Here is a 19,258-nt window from a genome sequence, read left to right as displayed (position 1 = left end):
TTCTACTCTCTTTATTTTGTTATATTATTACTTTTTATTTATGTAATTTATAATTTTTATAAGTTTATTACAATCTTTTAAACTTTTTAAGTATATAATAAATCGACTTAAAAAAATTGGAGAGTTGTATGCTTAAATTTATTACAAAAAAAGTTAGCAATAAAATCATTTTTGCTCTGTTTGTTCTTATGTTTATAAGTAGTTCTTTCATTGTCTATTCAACAACAACGAAAGTTACTGAAGATTCAATAGCAAATGCTAGAGATAATTTATCAATGTTAAATGCATCCATATTTCAAACTTTAAGAAATACAATGAATACAGGAGATAGAGATCTAATAGCAAAAGCAGAAGAAGATGCTAGAGATATAAAAGGAGTTAAGCAGTTAACTGTTGCGAAAAGTAAAGAACTTATTGAACTTTATGGTTTAGACACTCCTTTTACAAAAGATCCACAGATTTTAGATAGCTTTGCTACAAAAGAGAATCAAATTATTCAGAAAAATGATGAAAATGGGCATACAATTAGAATGATTAAGCCAATGATAGCAACAAATGAGTGTATGGCTTGTCACCCAAATCAATCAGTTGGAGATGTTATTGGTGTAATGGATTTAACTTTCTCTTTAGATGAAACTGATAAAAAAATAAAATCTCTTTTAAAAGAAATTTCTCTATCTTCAACAATTTTAGGATTATTTACTATTATTTTAATATTCTTCATTGTTAGAAAAGCTACAAGTCCAATAGAAGACCTTAAGTCAGGTTTTGATGATTTACTTCACTCAAATGATACAAATATCACTTTAAAAGTAAAAACAGAAGATGAAATAGGAGAAGTTGCTCATCTATTCAATTCTTATATGGAAAAAGTAAGAGAAGGTTTAGCTCAAGACGAAAAAGTTATTGAAGAAGCAAATGATGTAATAGAAAAAACAGCAAATGGTTTCTTCGTATATAGAGTAAATAATACAGCTGCAAATCCACATGTTGAAGATTTAAAAAATAAATTAAACCAAATGATTGAAAGAACAAAAGAGACTCTTGATAAAATCAATGAAGCATTAAGATACTATGCTGAATCAAAATATGACTTTATTTTAAAAGACCAAAATATATATGGAAATTTAGCTTCTCTTACAAATGGAATAAATCTTGTAGGGAACAATACTTCTGAGCTTCTTGCTATTGTTATGAATACAGGTAATTCATTAAAAGATAGTACACAAACTCTTTCGGAAACTTCTTTAAATTTGAAAAATTCTTCTAGTGAACAAGCTGCATCTTTAGAAGAAACAGCTGCTGCTTTAGATGAAATCACTGCAACAATTCAAGCTAATACTCAATCAACGATTGAGATGTCAAAACTTACTCATGATTTAAATAATTCTGCAAAAAAAGGTCAAACTTTAGCAGAAGAAACAGCAAAATCTATGGATGCAATTAATTCTCAAGTAAACTCTATAAATGAAGCAATTGAAGTTATTGACCAAATTGCATTCCAAACAAATATTTTAAGTTTAAACGCAGCTGTTGAAGCTGCAACTGCTGGAGAAGCTGGAAAAGGATTTGCAGTTGTAGCTCAAGAAGTAAGAAATCTTGCTGCAAGAAGTGCAGAAGCAGCTAGAGAGATTAAAGATATTGTTGAAAGAGCAAGTATTAAAGCGAATGAAGGTAAGAATATTGCTAATAATATGATTGAGGGTTATTCAGAATTAAATAATAATATATCAAACACTCTTGTTACAATAGAAAATGTAGCTGCTGCTTCAAAAGAGCAAGAAACTGGAATATTACAAATAAATGATGTAATTGGGACTTTAGATCTATCTACACAAAAAAATGCTCAAGTAGCTGATCAAATATCTGTTATGGCATCTTCTATTGCTGCTACATCAAGTTATCTTGTAACTGCTGCTTCAAGAACTACTTTCATAGAAGATAGTTTAAATAAAGTGAGCAATGTCGATTTAGTATATGATACAGCATTATTAAAAACTGATATTATTAAGAAAAAAGATGCTGTTTATTCAAAACTTGGTAATTATAAAAAATTTAAAGTTGATGAATCTAGTACAATTTTAGAATGGTTAAATAAGAATGAAGTTTCTTCTACGATTAATGATCATGAGTTAATAAATGATATTAGAAAAATTGATTCTGATTTAAATAAGAACTTACAAAATTTAGTTGATTCAAATGCAAATAAAGATAAAGCTGAACAACTAAATATAAAAGCAAATATTGTAGAGAAAACTACTTTAGAATTCTTTAAAAAGATTGATGAAATTAAATCTTAAAAAAGTATAGATAGAAATCTATCTATACTTAAATTATAAAATTAGAAGATAATTGTATATTATACTTTTAGCCTTGCATACTTCTTATAAGTAATTCTAACTCTTCTGAACTCATATTTTCATCACAACATGGAGAATAACTTATATTCTTTGCAATAGGAGCTAAATTATATTGTGTTTTATCAATATCATTTTTATCACAAACAAAATTCACAACTCTTTCAATCTTTTGTCTATGTAAATCTTGTCTTTGTAAAAAACCATAAATATTTGAAATAGCTTCAATAAGTTTATCTTTTTTTCTCTTTGGAAGATGCATACTTTCAAGTATTTGTTCCATATTTTCACTATTATCAAGAATACCTTGTGCATCATTTTCAGTCTCTTTTATAACTTCACAAAGTTCTGTAATAAGCTCTTCGTATCTCATTTATTTTCCTTGTATATTTAAACATTGATACTATCTTAAAAGTTCTTAAGCTAGTGTAAAATCTCTGCTATAAGTTCTGTTGCGTATGAACCTTTTGGAAGATAAAAATTAAGTTCCATATGATTTTTGTCTTCTTTATAATTACTTTCAATATTTTCAGGAAAAATAAATGCAAACCTTCTTGCTCCATCTTCACTCATTTCTACATCAAATTCTTTTTCAATATTTTGTGCAAAAGCTTCACTTTTTTTAACTCTCTTTCCAGATAAAAGACCTGTTGGAACTCTATCTTTATCAAAAAACTTTTGACTCTCTATCTCTAAATCATCAATAATAAAAATTCTTCCAAATGGATAATGACTTAATAAATCTCCTGTAAAAATTTTAAAAGGATGTGGCTGTTTTTTTGCTCTTTTTACTTCTTCTAGTGGTAAATTTAATTTTTCATAAATTTCTTTTGCATCAAAAGAGTCAATAAGTTTTGAAATCTCTATTCTTTTTGAAAGCCAAGAGTTAAAAAGATAACTTTGATAAGCATTTATAAACATCTGTTTTAAATTTCTATTTCTCTCTTTTAAATCTCCTTCAACTATCGCTTTACCTTTTTTATAATTTTCACCATCAATTCCAAATCTTTGAAAACCAAAATAATTTGGCATTCCAAAAGTAGCAATTTTTCCTAAAGCTTCTTCTATTTTCTGTTTTTCTACAAGACCAACTCTTTTTAATCTAATAAAAAAATTATTTCCTTTTAAATGCCCTATTTTTATCTTATTGTTATGATATGTTGTCTCAAGAATTTTTATATTTTCATGACTAAACTCTTTTAAAGCTTCTTCATATTTTCTATGTATTGAAATATGTTGAACTGTCATTGCATTTTTATCTTTTAATCCAGCATATCCAAACTCTCTTGGACTACATTTTAAAAAATTTGCCAAAATCTCTATTGCATCCCAAGTTGCTAAGTCTTTTTTTCTTAGCTTTAAAATAAGATGTTCTCCTTCTTTACTAAATTCATAAAGTGGTACTTCATGAACAACAAAATCATCTTTACTCTGTTTAAAATAGACATCAATATTTGAATGATTTAAATACCTTTGAATTTGCAAGTTTTTTCCTTAATTTTTAAAATGGTGATTAGGAAAGCTACTTTTATAGCTTCCTTTTACTGCTTTTGCAAAATAATTTAGTTTTACTTTATATTTTTTTGCAATATCTTCTATTTTCTTTAAATTTTTTTGAGAAACAGAAAATAATATCTCATACTCTTCTCCTGAAGTTCCAACTTCTTCTTTTATCTCTTTAAAAAAATCAAAACCAATTTTTGAAGCTTTTGATAGTTTTTCTAAATCTAAAAAAAGTCCATCACTTATATCCATACTTGAATTTATAAATTTTGATGCTTCATAAAAAAAATCTGCTTTTAGTTTTGGTTTTATAAATTTTGAATTTTTCTTAATCTTTTGCCCTTTTAGTAAAGCTTCTAATCCTTTTTTACTATCTCCTAACTTTCCAGTATAACAAATAAAATCCCCTATTTTTACATCTTTCCTATATATAGGATTTTCTGTTTTTGAGATAATTGTAATACTAATATCTAATTTATGATTTTCAATAGTATCTCCACCTATTATCTCAAATCCGAAATCATGAGCTGCTTTTTTAAATCCATTTGCTAATTCTTTTAATTCATATTGAGTATAGGTTTTAGGAATTGCAATAGTTATAAGTGCATATTTGGGTTTTGCATTCATAGCAATTGCATCAGAAATATTTACAAGCATTGATTTATAAGCTATTTGTTTTAAAGATATATTTCCTTCTTTTATCCACTCTTTTTTAAAATGTACATCTTCAAAAAAAGCATCCATTGAATAAACATATCCATCAATAAAAGCTCCATCATCGCCATTATATTTACTATTTTGTATCTGTTTTATAAAAAAATCTTCTTTATTCATAGAACGAAGCTTAGCAAAAAAATATTTAAATGTTTGTTTTTTGTAGGTATATAATTATTTTAGAGTTTAAACAGTGCTTTTGCACTATTTAAAGTTTTAGTTTTTTATAAAAGAACAACAATAATCAACTAATGAGTGTACTTTTAATCTAAATTTTGTATTTTCTGGAACTTCAAAAGAAGCTGGTCCTTCAAAAGTTTTCCACTCTGAAGCTGGTAAAAGTAACTCTAAAGTTCCTCTTTGAATATCAATTATTTCTTTATTTACTGTATTTAATTCATATTCACCTTCTAACATAATTCCTAAAGTCTTTTTAGAACCATCTTGGAATGTAATTGATCTACTAGTGATGTTCCCATCATATAAAATATTTGCTGCTTTTGCTATTGAAACACCTTGAAAATAGTCCATATTATCTCCTTAAATTTTGTTTTAAAATTATATCCAAAAGTTTATATAAATTTCATAGAAAACAAATTAGCTATTTTTGATATAATACAAAAAAATTTCAAAAGGTTACAAAAATGAGTAAACAATTAGAGTTAAAAGCATTAATAGAAAATGTTGTTTTAGATGATATTGATGACTATATAGATGAGTTATTAGAGTTAATTGCTTCAAAAAAAGATGATGCTGATACTAAAGAAGAGTTAGAAAACATGCAAGAAATGAAAAAAGAGTTTAAACAACTTTTAGAAGATATCGAAAATGATGAAGTTGATGATGAGGAAGCTATTGAATTAATAGAAGAGATAAATGAGATGATCGAGGAAGCAAACTCATAATCTTATGCAAGGTTATATAATTGATGTAAAGCCTGTAAAAGATGATGATTTAATTGTCACAATTTTATGTGAAAATGAGCTTATTAGTTCTTATAGGTTTTATGGAGCTAGGCACTCAAATATAAATATTGGTTATAAAATTGATTTTGAATTAGAAAATACAAAAGCAAATATTCCAAGATTAAAAGATGTTATGCAATTAGGTTTTCCTTGGATATTAAATAGCCAGAAAATGTATGCTTGGCAAAGGTTTCTAAAACTCTTCTATTCTCATTTAAAAGATATAGAAGAGTTAGATTCATTTTATTTTACTAATCTTGAAGAACTTGTAAGAAAAATTGATAAACAAAATGTTTTAAGAGCAATAATTGAATCTTATTTAAATATTTTAGATTTTGAAGGAAGATTACATATTGATTTTGAGTGTTTAATTTGTGAGATTACTATTGATTTTAATTTATCATTAGTTAGAGGTTTTATTCCTGTTCATAACTCTTGTATAAGAGCAAAAAGATTTGATATTAATAAGATAAAAGAACTTTTTATTAATAAATCAGCAATATCACTTGAAGATAATGAGATAGAAAAACTTTGGGATATTATTTTGCTTGGACTTTAAAATATCTATTTTTCTATTCTATTTTTTAATTTCTTTATAGCTTCTTCTAAACTTTTATAATTTAAATTATACTCTTTTGCTTTATCTATTGCTTTATTTATTGATCCTTGACTCAATGGATTTCTTATATCTGTTGCTGTTTTTATAACATCCAAAATCATAGATTTCTTTTTATAATCTTCTGGTGCAATTTTTGGGTTATCAATAAACTCTATACTATTTATTAAATTTGAACTCAAATTCCAATGTTTAAATATTTGTGCAGTTATATAAGAGCTAGAAAAACCAAAAAAATCTTTTTCAATCTCTTCTATTGTTATTGATCTATCTTCTAGCTTTTTTAAAAAATCTTTTGCTTTATCATTTGAAATTAGAACATCACTAATTATAAATTTCCCAATATCTTGAAGTAAAGTTGCTAAAAGTAAACTATCTTTTAATTCTGGATCAAGTTTATTTAACCATAAACTTGTAAGAGCAAGTGATAAACTTGAAGAGTTTTTAAAATCATCATTTGAAAGTCCATAAGCACTTAAACTGGAAATTATTATTCTTTGACTAGCTGTTGATATAGCAACTGATATTACAAAGTTTATTCCTAAAAGGCTAATTGCTCTTTTAGGTGTTTCAACTTTACTTCTAAATCCAAACATAGCTGAATTTGCTATTTTCAAAATAGTTGTAACTAAAAGAGCATCTTTATTGATAATCTCATTTAATTCATCAATCTCTTTTTCATCTTTTCTTTTATATTTTTCTATTTCTACAATAGTTTCAGGTAATGGTGATAGATTTTCAATTTTTTTTAATATTTCATGTAAATTCAATATAATCCCTATTTTAAATACTATTTTTACACATTAAATCTAAAATGCATAACATCTCCATTTTGCACTATATAGTCTTTTCCTTCTAATCTTAATTTACCAGCATCTTTACATTTTGTTTCTCCACCATATTTGATAAAATCTTCATATGATATAACTTCTGCTTTAATAAATCCTTTTTCAAAATCATTGTGAATAACAGCGGCTGCTTGTGGTGCTTTTGTATTTTTCTTGATTGTCCAAGCTCTAACTTCCACTTTTCCAGCTGTAAAATAACTTTGAAGACCAAGTTTATCAAATGCTTTTTGAATAATTTGCTCTAAACCAGACTCTTTAACTCCCAATTCAGTTAAAAACTCATTTGCTTCTTCATCTGAAAGCCCAACTAACTCTTCTTCTATTTTTGCACAAAGAACTATAACATCTGCATCTACATTTAAAGCGTGTTCTTTTAGCATATCTACATATTTATTTGTACCTGTGCTAAGTGTATCTTCATCTACATTTGCCCCATAGATTACATCTTTATTTGATAAAAATCTAAGCTCTTTATCTAAATTAACAAAGGCTTCATCTTCTAACTTTTCAAATGTTTTAACAGGTTGTAATTCTCCTATATGAGAATATAACTCTTCAGCGATTACAAGTTGTGATGCTGCTTCTTTACTTCCTTTTGCTTGTTTTTTAAGTCTTTCTATCTTTTTCTCTAGTTGAGAAATATCTGCATAAATAAGCTCTGTTTCAATAATCTCAATATCTCTTAAAGGATTTACATCTCCTTCAACATGTGTAATATTTCCATCTTCAAAACATCTTACCATGTGTAAAATAACTTCTACTTCTCTAATATTTGATAAAAATTGGTTTCCTAAACCTTCACCTTTACTAGCTCCTCTAACAAGTCCAGCAATATCAACAAAATCAATTGTTGAGTGTTGAATTTTGTCTGGATTAACAATTTTTGCTAATTCATCAAGTCTTACATCTGGAACTGGAACTATTGCTTTATTTGGTTCAATAGTACAAAATGGGTAATTTTCCGCCTGTGCATTTTGTGCTTTTGTTAAAGCATTAAAAGTTGTACTTTTCCCTACATTTGGAAGTCCTACTATTCCTACTCCTAATCCCATTTTTGTCCTTTATTTTTAAAATCATATATTATACTTTATTCTCATATAGAAATAGATAAAAAACTAATTTTAATTATTTTTTAAGTTCTTTTTTTAAATTATCTTGGATATACTTTTCTTTTATTATTTAACATAAAGGAAAAGGATATGAATAAACTCTTATGGATTGCAATCGCAACCTTAGGTGCTCTTTGTTTTGGGTATTTAGCTCTTCAACAAGGTGAAACTGTTTCAGCTATGTATTTAGTTGTAGCTGCTGTTTGTATCTATATGATTGCATATAGATTCTATGGAAGATTTGTTGCTTATAAAGTATTAGGTCTTGACAAAAATAGAGCAACACCTGCTCAAATAAATGATGATGGAAGAGATTTTGTTCCAACAAATAGATCTGTTTTATTTGGTCATCACTTTGCAGCAATTGCTGGTGCTGGTCCTTTAGTTGGTCCAATTCTAGCTGCTCAAATGGGTTATTTACCTTCAATGCTTTGGATTCTTGTAGGTGGAGTTTTTGCTGGGGCTGTACATGATTTTGTAGTTTTATTCATATCTTCAAGAAGAAATGGTAAATCATTAGGTGAAATTATCAAAGATGAATTAGGTTCATTTGTTGGTGGAATAACTATGTTTGCTATTTTTGGAATTATGCTAATAATTATTGCAATTTTAGCTATGGTTGTTGTAAAAGCACTTGCTGTTTCTCCATGGGGATTATTTACTATTGCAATGACTATTCCAATAGCTATTTTCATGGGTATTTATATGAGATTTATAAGACCTGGTAAAGTTGGAGAGGCTTCAGTTATAGGATTTATTTTACTGATTTTTTCTATTCATTATGGAAGTGTTATTGCAGCTGATCCAGTTTGGGCAGCTAGATTTACTTTTGATGCTGTAACTTTATCATTTATTATGATGGCATATGGTTTTATTGCTGCAATTTTACCTGTTTGGTTTTTACTTGCACCAAGAGATTATTTATCAACTTTCTTAAAAATTGGTGTTATCGTTCTTATGGCTATTGCTATTGTTATTGTTGCCCCTGAAATTCAAATGCCAAAAATGAACTCTCAATATTTTGATGGTTCAGGTCCAGTATTTGCAGGAGCTATTTTTCCATTTTTATTTATTACTATTGCTTGTGGAGCTATTAGTGGATTCCATGCTCTAATTTCAAGTGGTACAACTCCAAAAATGTTAGAGAATGAAACTCATGCTCTTCCTGTTGGATATGGTTCTATGTTAATGGAAAGTGCAGTTGCTATTATGGCTTTAATTTGTGCAACTATTTTACATCCTGGATTATATTTTGCAATTAACTCACCAGCAGCATTTATAGGAACAGATATTGTTCAAGTTGCTCAAACTGTTTCTAGCTGGGGATTCTCTGTAAGTCCTGAAGAAATCATTGGTCTGACAAAAAATATTGGAGAAGAGACAATTTTATCAAGAACAGGAGGAGCACCAACTTTTGCTATTGGGGTTGCACTTGTACTTCATGAATTATTTGGTGGAATTGATATGATGGGATTCTGGTACCATTTTGCTATTTTATTTGAAGCTTTATTTATTTTAACTGCTGTTGATGCAGGAACTAGAGCTTGTAGATTTATGGTTCAAGATATTTTAGGAAATGTTTATAAACCTTTAGGAAACACAAATAACTATTTAGCTGGTTTAATTGCAACATTTTTAAGTGTTGCTGGTTGGGGTTATTTCTTATATCAAGGAGCTATTGACCCAAGAGGTGGAATTTATTCACTTTGGCCACTATTTGGAGTAAGTAACCAAATGTTAGCTGGAATGGCTTTATTACTTGCAACTGCTATACTATTTAAAATGGGAAAAGCAAAATATACTTGGGTTACACTTATTCCAGCTATTTTTGTTTTAACTGCAACGCTTTATGGTGGAATTTTAAAAGTACTTCCATACAAAGAAGGAGATAGAGTTCATAATGCTGTAAGTCATATTGCTACTGCTCAAATTCAATCAAAAAACATTGAAAATCTTGAAGCTAAACTATTAATTACTACAAATGAATTAGAAAGAGAAAAAATTGAATCTAGTATAAGTATTGCTAGTCAAATTAAATCTTCAAATATAGTAAATGCTATATTGGCTATTTTCTTTATGTTTGCAACTTCTTTAGTAATTATTGCAACAATTGGTATTTGTATAGGAAGAGTAAAAATTCCTTTAAAAGAGTCGCCTTATATAAAGCTTGATAGTTTAAAAAAGCTTTGATATGTTTAAACATATCAAGAATTTATATGAAAAATCTGAAAAGTTTTTTCATCCCCTTGTGGGACTATCTAGTTATGAAAAATATCTTGAGCATATGAAAAGAAATCATCCAGATAAAGAGGTTCTAAGTAGAGGAGATTTCTTTAAAGAGAGCCTAGATAGAAGATATAATAGTGGTGGTTTTAAAAAATGCTGTTAAATATTTTTAGAGTAGAGTTCTACTAAACATCTTATAGGAAACTATTTTGTTTCCTATATCTTATCTTCTTTTATAGGAAGATTTATAATAGCAGCCAATAAAGCTAAAGCAATATCAATATACCACATCCATAAGAAACTCCCATAAGTATCTACAAAAATTCCCCCTAAATATGCCCCAAAAAAACCACCAATTTGATGAAACAATAGTGTTAATCCAAAAAGAGTAGCTAAATATTTTGTTCCAAAAAGTTTCCCTACAATTCCAGCTGTTGGAGGAACAGTTGCTAACCATGTAAAACCAATAGCAATTGAAAATATATAAAAAGTAAGTTCAGTTTTTGGAGATAAAATATATATAACTATCATTAAAGCTCTTGAAAAATATATTGCAGCTAAAATATATTTCATTTTATATTTTGTTCCTAAATATCCTGCATATAAACTGCCAAATATATTAAAAAAACCTATTAGTGCTAAAGAGTAAGCAGATACATTTGCATTAAGTCCACACATTGCAACCTCATAAGGAAGATGTGTAACTAAAAAAGCAACATGAAATCCACAAGTAAAGAATCCTATATGTAAAAATATATAACTTCTATCTTTTAAAGCATTTTTTAACTGCTCTTTTAATTTAGTATCACTATTTTCTACAAGCTTTTCTTCAACTATCTCTTTTTTTGTTAATATTTTTGCTAATGGGATAGTAAAAAGTGTACTAATAGCAAGTACAAACATTGCATAAATCCAACCAAAAAGGTTTATGATATATTGTACTAAAGGAGCAAAAACAAATTGCCCAAAAGAACCACCAGCATTTATAAATCCACCTGCAAAAGATCGTTTATTGCTAGGTAGATTCTTTGCTGTTGCTCCAATAAGTATTGAAAAGCTTCCAGCTCCTGCTCCTGCAGCTACTAAAATTCCCAAGCTTAATATCAATGAAAATTCTGATTCTATAAATGGTGTTATTATAAGTCCTAAACTCATAATTAAAGCTCCAAAAGTCAAAACTCCAAAAGAACCTTTTTTATCAGCAATTGCTCCAAATATTGGTTGGGCAACTCCCCAAACTAATTGACCAATAGCTAAAGCTAAACTAATAGATACGATATCTAAATATTTTGATGAATTTATAGGAGATACAAAAAGTCCTAAAGATTGTCTAACTCCCATTGTAATAGCTAAAATAAGAGATGATGAAATTATTAGAATCCAAATTGCTCTATTTTGAGTCTGTGTCATATTATCTCTTTTTATTTTTTATTAGTGTTGATTTTACCAATCTAATTATGAAAAAGTCTTAAAGTTTTGGTAGATTTTAAAGTTTTTTTTAGTAAGAGTTAGACTCTTACTAAATTAGTTTTGTGATTTTAATTTTTGAGCTTTTGCTTTTTTCTTTTTCCATCTATCATAATAAAGCATATATCCAGTTATTACAAATAGTGCCATAAGAGCTGAAGAAATAAACATGGCTAATTGTCCAAACCATCCAAAAAACTCTCCACTATGAAGAGGAAGCATACTACTCATCATCTTTTCATTTAGTTTTTTATCAGCATATTTTGTCTCTTTTATTATCTCTTGTGTTAGTGGATTTATTTCCATACTATTCGTTTCTCTATAATGATAAGCATCTTCATATAAATAAGATATAGTATAAATTCCATCCTTATTTGGGATAACTCTTAAACCTGCATTTCTATAATCTCTTGAAACATTCTCTTTAAATATATTAACTACTTTTTCTATATTTTCATAGTTAATTCCCTGTGCTTGTAAAGCTTTTTGCTCTGCTTGTTGTTCTTTTGTAAGAGGAACTCTTTTTACTTGCTCAACTTGCATTACAGTGAACATTGCACTTCTATACCAGTCATATGACCAATATAATCCTGTTAAACATAGAAGTAAGAAAAATGGTACAACCCACATACCAACTGCACTATGCATTGTTGATAAAAATGCTCTTTTCTTATGTTTAAAACTAAAAGTAAAACTTTTTAGAAAATTACTTTTTACTCTTGGCCAATAAACTATTATTCCACCAATAGTTAATAATATTGCAACTATTGTTCCAATTGCGACAGCATTTTTACCAATTGTTCTATAATCTCCATCAAATGCCAACCATCTATGAAGAGTAAAGAAAAACATAAAAAAATCTTTTCCTACAATTTCTGGTAAAACCTCAGCAGTATAAGGATTTAAATATACACTTACACCTTTTCTTTCACCCTCTTTTGCAATATTTAATCTAATAGAACTATTCTCTTTGCTAGAAAAATATATATTATTTATCTTTGCTTCTGGATTAGTATCTTGAAAAATCTTTAGAATTTCTGGTTCATTTAGTCTTACTTGATTCTCTTTTGCTTTTACAAAATATGTATCTTTATTTAACATTTGTAGAATCTCTTTTTCATAAGACAACACAGCTCCACTAACTCCAATTATTAGAAGAAGTGCACCAAAAATAAAACCTAAAAACCAGTGTATTTGAAACCAAACCGACTTATGCATTCTCTTTCCTTATTATTTTACAATAAGCCATTTTCTTCATAAAAGCTCCTCTTATTTTTTAATTTTGAATACTATCAAATTAATTTTAACACTATCTTAACAAACTGATAATTAGTATTAAAATTCATTAGATAGCTGTATTACATTCTGAAAGAATTTCTAAATTTATATTTTCATTCATCATTTTTTTATTAAATTTTTCAACTAATCTAGTGTTAACTTCTTTATAATTATTAGAAACTATTTGTAAATAACCTTCATTCATTAAAAGAAAGATTGTTTCTATTAGAAAAATTGGATTATTTTTAAAGCTTTCTAATTTTAATAACTCTTCAAAACTCATAATTTGTTTAGATAATTTTTCTAATAAAGGAGATATTATCTCTTTTGATGCTTTAATCTCCCCAATTTGTGTTTTAAAAATTATTTCACCAGTTTTAGGAGAATTTGGAAGAAGTTTAAATCTCATTTTATTTATAGTCTTTATATGTTCATCACTCTTTAATATTTTTGGATTTCTTTGGAACATATCAACTCTTTGTTTAGAATTTCTTGCTAAATCCTTTACATACTCTTTTAAAGCTGGGACTTTAATCTCTTTAATTAAAGCTTGTATTCTTGATGGAACACTTATATTATCTATATTTTCATATGGATTTGCACTACCAATATATGTAGTTTTAGAAATATCATAAACCATTTTATGCACATCACTTGAAAAAAGAGGATTCCAGTTATCTGTCAAAAATTCGTGTGCTAAATATTCATCACTATTATCTAAAGTTTTTACAATTGATTCTATTTTTTCATTATCTATAAAAGCTCCTGATTTTTCTAAATCATAAAATAACTGTTTGCTTATTTGAACACTTTTTATTGAATCCTCTTTTATACTATTATCTACAATATTAAACAGTTTTTGAATTGGTATTAAAGATGTTGAAGCAGGAAAACACATATAATGAAGATAAAATATTCCTAAATCATTTAATAATTTATAAACAATTTCTAAAATACTTTCTTGATTTTCTTTTGATATCCAAGAATATGTTCCATGACAAACTATATAATCAAATTTCATATCATTTGTTTTAAGAAAACTATCAAAATTACAATTAATAAATTTTATATTGTTCAATTCCAACTCTTTTGCCATATTTTTGGCAATATCAATATGAGTTTTATTAAAATCTACTCCTATAAAACTAGCATCTGGATTGTTTATTGCAGAAACTATCAAGTTAATTCCTGTTGCACATCCTAACTCTAGATAAGAAAACTTCTTACCTAGAGCTCTTGTTTCAAATCCAAGAAAATTTATAACACTATTTAACCAAAGTGGTGACATCTCTTTATAAAAGAATATCGGATATGCTGTATCTACTACATATCCTTTTTCTCTTTTCTTCATATTTATCCTTTTATTTAAAGTTATATTAAAAATCTAACTTCATTCCAATATTATATCTTCTTCCATCAAGTGTCTTACCATATTCAGATTTATCTATTTGTTTATCAAATAGATTATACACTCCTGCATAAAAACTTGAATATTTTGATGATTTATAATTTATTCCTAAATCAACTAAAGTATAAGCTGAAATTTGCTTATCTCCATCTTCAACTGTTTTACCTTTATACTTAACTTTTGCCCAAGAGTTTATATATTTATTTATTGTATAATCCACACCTAAATTAACCATATGTTTTGGAAGATTATTTAAAGCTTTACCTTTATTTTTACCTGATTTTTGCTCACTGTCAGAATAAGTATGATTTAAATTTACTTTAAAAATATCATTTTTGTATCCAATTGATGTTTCTAAACCTTGTAGATCTGCTGAACTTACATTTGTGTACTCATTTATACCTTGCCACATTTGTCCATTATACTCACACTCATCTATTCCAGTCTTACCTCCTTGAGTACTTTCACAAATCCTTTGCTTCTCTATTTTATCTTTAAATCTTGTGTGATATGCTGTAATTCCTGCATCAAAACCACTTTCATGGTTATATAATAAAGCTAATTCATAATTTATACTAGATTCTGGTTTTAAATCATAGTTTCCTATATCAAGTCTTTGTCTTGGAGTATTTCCCATAGATTGTTCTGCAATACTAGGATCTGCTTGTTTTAATTCAGGAGCTACATATCCTTTACTTACTCCTCCTTTTAAAGTAAATTGCTCATTTATTTTATATACATTATATAATCTAGGAATAAACTCTCCTCCATAATGTTCATTTTCATCATATCTAAACCCTGTTGTAATAGACCAATCATTTGTTACAAACCACTCATCTTCTAAAAATGCAGCTCCTTGCCATCTTTCTAAATTTGCATTTGCTTTTCCATGAAATCTATTTTTAGCATGTTTTGTCTCTTCTTTTTTATAGTCTAATCCAAAAGTAACAGTATTATTATCTAAAATAGGCATAACAGTCTTTGTATTAAAAGTATCTCTTATATATTCTGAATGATTCATTCCATTATCAATCTTTACATCTTCTCTTGTGTAATATGTAGTTGTATTATTATTTAACCAATCTACTTCATGTGTTAAAGAGATATTATCTCTTTCATTATCTAAATGTGTAGCACCACTTTTATCTATTGTTCCCAAATTCTTTTGTTTTGCTTTTCCATAAATAAGCTCTAAGCTATTTGAATCATTTACTTTCCAATTTAGTTTTGCACTATTATCATATTTTTCTTTTTTTCTAAATCCATCTTTAAAATTATCTTCATCTCTTTTAAACATTGATCCATAAACAGATAATCCTAATTTATCTTTAATAATAGGTCCGCTTAAATAATATCTATATTGTCTACTATCTCCTGCATCTTGATTTTCTTGTAAAACAGTATCTAAAGATAAGCTTCCAGTCCACTCATTATTTACTTTTTTTGTAATAATATTTATTACTCCACCAACAGCACTTGAACCATAAAGTGAAGACATTGGTCCTTTTATAACCTCTATTCTTTCAATCGAAGATAGTGGTGGCATCCAACCTATCTCATTTGAATTTCCAAATCCATTATAGTATGCTTGAGAAGAACCTTGTGGTTTTCCATCTACCATAAAAAGTGTATATTTTTCAGACATTCCTCTTATATATATTTGTGTTGATTCAGGTCTTCCACCACCTCCACCTTCAACTGTAATTCCTGGAATATCTTGTAATGCATCTGAAACATCTCTATATGATTTTCCTTCTAAATCTTTTGCTGTAATTACATTAATTGATGCTGGAGCATCAACTATATCTTGAGCATATCCAGAAGCAGTTGTTACAACTTGTACATTATCTAATTTTGTAGTTTCATTAGCTAATATTAAATTTTGAGCCAATAATAAACTTGCAACACTTGTTGCTATTTTTATATTCATTTCTTTCCTTTATTCGACTAATTTCTAATAGATTCTAGGGATTATCTATTTATAATTATATTAATAATTATTATTAATATTAATATAAAGTGAATGGAATATTAACAAGTATAACTTAATTATAGTTTAATTTGATAATGATTATTGATTATTAATTGAAAGTTTTTTATTTAGTTATTTTTATTTTAAAGATAAGTGAACCCCCCCACTTATCTTTTATTATTTTGTTTTAGAATTTCATATTCATGGCAAAACTATATCTTCTTCCATCAAGAACATTTGTATTACCATCTTCTAATACATTTTTATTTCCTACATTATACATACCAGCATTAAAACTTAAGTTTTTATCATATTTATAAACAGCACCTAAATCAACAAATGTATAAGAAGGAGTTTTTGTTAAAACAGTATTATTTCTATTCCAACTTCCAGCTGTTTCACCTCTATAATTTACTTGAGTCCATAATAAAAATTTACTTGTAACATCCCAATCCAATCCAGCATTAAACATATGTTTTGAAATATTATTTAAAGTCTTTCCTTTATTATTACCTGTTTTTTGTTCACTATATGTATATGTATATGAGTGTCTATATTTTAGATTTTCTAAAATATTATAGTCTGTTGTAAGTTCAATCCCTCTAATTTCAGCTTTATCAACATTCTCATAAAATTTAACTCCACCAGCATAAGTTTCACCTTTATAAACTGTTTGTTTAGTTCCATCTGGATTCACTCCATCTCTAGTTTGGACTTTATTTTTATAATCTGTTTGGAAAACAATTAAACTTCCTGCTAATCCTAAATAAGAGTTATCATATGCAAACCCCATTTCATAGTTTACACTTTTTTCAGGTTTTAAATCAGGATTACCAACCATAGCAATAGCTGGTCCACCTCCTCCAGAAATTCCAGCAAAATCAGGTGCTGCTTGTCTTAAACTTGGAGCCTTATATCCTGTTGTAATTCCACCTTTTAAATTTAAATTATCAGTTAAGCTATAAACAGCATATGCTTTTGGAGAAAAATTACTACCAAAATCTTCATTATAATCATATCTTCCACTCAATGTAATCGCTAAATCATCTGTTGCACTCCAAGTATCTTCTGCAAACAATGCTAACTGATATCTTTCCATTTTTGTAATTGATTCATCTTTAACACCACCAACAGTAATTGCATTTGTAGCGCCATCTTCAAGATTCTCTTTTTTATAGTTTGCACCAATAGTTAAAGAGTTTGTATCAAAGAAATATGTTCCTTGAGAGTTTAAAGTAATTGTATCCATCTCAATACCATTTCCAGTATTAGCATTTTTTCTTGTTGGATTTTGTGATTTCTCATAATTTAAATATGAATTAATTAAATACTTATCATATTTTGCTTCATGATTTAGAAAATAATCATAATTTATAGATTTCTGATAAGATTGTTTACTTGTTGAAGCTAAACTTTTACCTGGATTTGAAGTCCTTTCTTGAACTTTATAATTGTATCCAGCTGTAATTGTATTATTAATATCGGGTGTAAATATAAGTTTAGTTCCTATGTTTTGTCTTTTATAATCTGGATCTGAACCAGCTTTTAAAGCACCTCCTGCTGCATAATCACTTTCATCTGTATCTAATAATCCAGCAGTAAGCTCTACTGATAGTGTATCTTTTATCATAGGAACACTCACATACATAGTAGTATTTCTAGAATCATTGTTTACTTTATTTGAATTATCTGCTTTTAAATATTCAACACTAATATTTGCAGAAACTTTATCTTGATGTTTTTTTGTAATAATATTAATTACTCCACCCATTGCATTACTTCCATATAAAGCTGATGCAGGTCCTCTTATTACTTCAATTCTTTCAATAGCTTCTAATGGAGGTAAAAAATTTATAGGGTTTCCAGCATGGCTTCCATTTGGAGAAAATGCTTGATTATCTTGCATAGGTCTTCCATCAATTAAATATAAAGTATAATCTGAACTCATACCTCTTATAGAAATTGATTGATTAGAACCTCCACCATTTACATAAACACCTGGTACATTTTTTAATACATCCGTTACATCTGTAAAAGATTTTTTTTCTATTTCCTCAGCAGTTATAACTGAAATTGATGCTGCAGCATCAGCAATATTTTGTTCAAATCCTGAAGCAGATGTTACAACTTTTACATCATCTAATTTAGTTGTTTCATTTGCCAAAACCATATTTTGTGTAAGCAATAATGCAGCTGCACTTATAGCCATTTTAATCTTCATTTCTCTTCCTTTTTTAACTTTAATTTCAGAATAGATATCTAGGAGAATATCTATTCTAATAATTATTATCAAGTAGATAAAAATTAAATGAAATATTAACGAGCTTAACTTAAAATATATTTAATTTGATAATGATTATCATAGATATATTAAATTTTAATATACATCATATGTTTTTGATTCCAGTCCATTTTCTCTAATTTTCTTACAAATTGGTAAATCTTTTATTGGATCAACTATTAATTCTAGCTTTACACCATTTAAACTATTTATTACATTTATTCTAATACAAGAGTTTTTATCTTTCATTGATAGTTTTTCAATATCCCAATTTGTTGTACCAATCGTTAAAACATCTTCAAGACTATCAATTTTTTGATTTAATAAATAGTAGCTTTGAACAGCATTTATAGTTGTAGTTATATCTCTTTTTAGTGTAGAAACCAAAGCACTATCTTTAGTATCCATAAGTTTTGGAGCAGCAAATGAGACTATAATTCCTAGAATTACAATTACAAATATAATCTCTATTAAAGAAAAAGCTCTTTTCATATTTTTCATAAATACTCCAAAA

Annotated in this window: 17 protein-coding genes; 5 read left to right on the top strand and 12 right to left on the bottom strand. The window is 27.4% G+C overall.

Features of this window, described 5'->3' with window-relative positions; genetic code table 11:
- Positions 1 to 128 precede the first annotated feature (128 nt).
- On the top strand, positions 129 to 2,300 hold the full coding sequence (locus tag ATH_RS02820) for a methyl-accepting chemotaxis protein (protein WP_066186763.1): 2,172 nt from the start codon (positions 129 to 131) through the stop codon (positions 2,298 to 2,300).
- 67 nt (positions 2,301 to 2,367) lie between these two features.
- Here ATH_RS02820 and ATH_RS02815 read toward each other — a convergent pair whose 3' ends face one another.
- The 4 genes from ATH_RS02815 to ppnP all read right to left on the bottom strand — a co-directional run bounded on the left by ATH_RS02815 (position 2,368) and on the right by ppnP (position 5,105).
- Positions 2,368 to 2,730 carry a hypothetical protein gene (locus ATH_RS02815; protein ID WP_066186760.1) on the bottom strand — a complete coding sequence of 121 codons (363 nt, stop codon included), beginning with the start codon at positions 2,728 to 2,730 and terminating at the stop codon, positions 2,368 to 2,370.
- A gap of 50 nt (positions 2,731 to 2,780) precedes the next feature.
- On the bottom strand, positions 2,781 to 3,842 hold the full coding sequence (gene truD, locus ATH_RS02810) for a tRNA pseudouridine(13) synthase TruD (RefSeq protein WP_228140855.1): 1,062 nt from the start codon (positions 3,840 to 3,842) through the stop codon (positions 2,781 to 2,783).
- A gap of 9 nt (positions 3,843 to 3,851) precedes the next feature.
- A complete protein-coding gene (locus tag ATH_RS02805; protein ID WP_066186758.1) occupies positions 3,852 to 4,694 on the bottom strand; it encodes a thiamine-phosphate kinase in 843 nt (280 codons plus the stop codon).
- Between the two features lie 96 nt (positions 4,695 to 4,790).
- Positions 4,791 to 5,105 (bottom strand): pyrimidine/purine nucleoside phosphorylase, encoded by a 315-nt coding sequence (gene ppnP, locus ATH_RS02800; protein ID WP_066184790.1) that lies wholly within the window; start codon positions 5,103 to 5,105, stop codon positions 4,791 to 4,793.
- 113 nt (positions 5,106 to 5,218) lie between these two features.
- Between ppnP and ATH_RS02795 the strand changes: the two genes are divergently transcribed.
- Both ATH_RS02795 and recO read left to right on the top strand, forming a co-directional pair.
- Positions 5,219 to 5,479, top strand: a complete 261-nt coding sequence (locus ATH_RS02795; protein WP_066184789.1) for a hypothetical protein — start codon at positions 5,219 to 5,221, stop codon at positions 5,477 to 5,479.
- 4 nt (positions 5,480 to 5,483) lie between these two features.
- Positions 5,484 to 6,098: a recombination protein RecO gene (gene recO / locus ATH_RS02790; protein ID WP_066186753.1), complete on the top strand. Its 615-nt coding sequence runs from the start codon at positions 5,484 to 5,486 to the stop codon at positions 6,096 to 6,098.
- Positions 6,099 to 6,103: 5 nt separating this feature from the next.
- Here the strand turns inward: recO and ATH_RS02785 are convergent, their stop codons facing one another.
- Together ATH_RS02785 and ychF are read right to left on the bottom strand one after the other, a co-directional pair.
- On the bottom strand, positions 6,104 to 6,925 hold the full coding sequence (locus ATH_RS02785; protein WP_066184787.1) for an HDOD domain-containing protein: 822 nt from the start codon (positions 6,923 to 6,925) through the stop codon (positions 6,104 to 6,106).
- A gap of 26 nt (positions 6,926 to 6,951) precedes the next feature.
- Entirely contained in the window at positions 6,952 to 8,055 is a 1,104-nt protein-coding gene (gene ychF, locus ATH_RS02780) for a redox-regulated ATPase YchF (RefSeq protein ID WP_066184786.1), read from the bottom strand.
- A 147-nt stretch (positions 8,056 to 8,202) separates the two neighbouring features.
- Between ychF and ATH_RS02775 the strand changes: the two genes are divergently transcribed.
- Positions 8,203 to 10,302: a carbon starvation CstA family protein gene (locus ATH_RS02775; protein ID WP_066184785.1), complete on the top strand. Its 2,100-nt coding sequence runs from the start codon at positions 8,203 to 8,205 to the stop codon at positions 10,300 to 10,302.
- A 1-nt stretch (position 10,303) separates the two neighbouring features.
- A complete protein-coding gene (gene kcuS / locus ATH_RS02770) occupies positions 10,304 to 10,501 on the top strand; it encodes a KCU-star family selenoprotein (protein WP_066184784.1) in 198 nt (65 codons plus the stop codon).
- Between the two features lie 53 nt (positions 10,502 to 10,554).
- Here kcuS and ATH_RS02765 read toward each other — a convergent pair whose 3' ends face one another.
- The 6 genes from ATH_RS02765 to ATH_RS02740 all read right to left on the bottom strand — a co-directional run bounded on the left by ATH_RS02765 (position 10,555) and on the right by ATH_RS02740 (position 19,245).
- Entirely contained in the window at positions 10,555 to 11,748 is a 1,194-nt protein-coding gene (locus ATH_RS02765) for an MFS transporter (protein WP_066390580.1), read from the bottom strand.
- Positions 11,749 to 11,862: 114 nt separating this feature from the next.
- Positions 11,863 to 13,023, bottom strand: a complete 1,161-nt coding sequence (locus ATH_RS02760; protein ID WP_066184782.1) for a PepSY-associated TM helix domain-containing protein — start codon at positions 13,021 to 13,023, stop codon at positions 11,863 to 11,865.
- A 127-nt stretch (positions 13,024 to 13,150) separates the two neighbouring features.
- Positions 13,151 to 14,434, bottom strand: coding sequence for a class I SAM-dependent methyltransferase (locus tag ATH_RS02755; RefSeq protein ID WP_066184781.1), 1,284 nt, complete (start codon positions 14,432 to 14,434; stop codon positions 13,151 to 13,153).
- A 25-nt stretch (positions 14,435 to 14,459) separates the two neighbouring features.
- On the bottom strand, positions 14,460 to 16,421 hold the full coding sequence (locus tag ATH_RS02750) for a TonB-dependent receptor domain-containing protein (RefSeq protein WP_066184780.1): 1,962 nt from the start codon (positions 16,419 to 16,421) through the stop codon (positions 14,460 to 14,462).
- A gap of 229 nt (positions 16,422 to 16,650) precedes the next feature.
- Positions 16,651 to 18,684 (bottom strand): TonB-dependent receptor domain-containing protein, encoded by a 2,034-nt coding sequence (locus tag ATH_RS02745; protein ID WP_066390583.1) that lies wholly within the window; start codon positions 18,682 to 18,684, stop codon positions 16,651 to 16,653.
- Positions 18,685 to 18,840: 156 nt separating this feature from the next.
- A complete protein-coding gene (locus ATH_RS02740; protein ID WP_228140856.1) occupies positions 18,841 to 19,245 on the bottom strand; it encodes a type II secretion system protein in 405 nt (134 codons plus the stop codon).
- Positions 19,246 to 19,258 lie beyond the last annotated feature (13 nt).

The organism is Aliarcobacter thereius LMG 24486 (assembly GCF_004214815.1).
In the GTDB taxonomy this organism is placed as follows: domain Bacteria; phylum Campylobacterota; class Campylobacteria; order Campylobacterales; family Arcobacteraceae; genus Aliarcobacter; species Aliarcobacter thereius.
The sequence above is the reverse complement of the archived record's forward strand: the minus strand, read 5'-3'. Positions and strand labels throughout refer to the sequence as shown.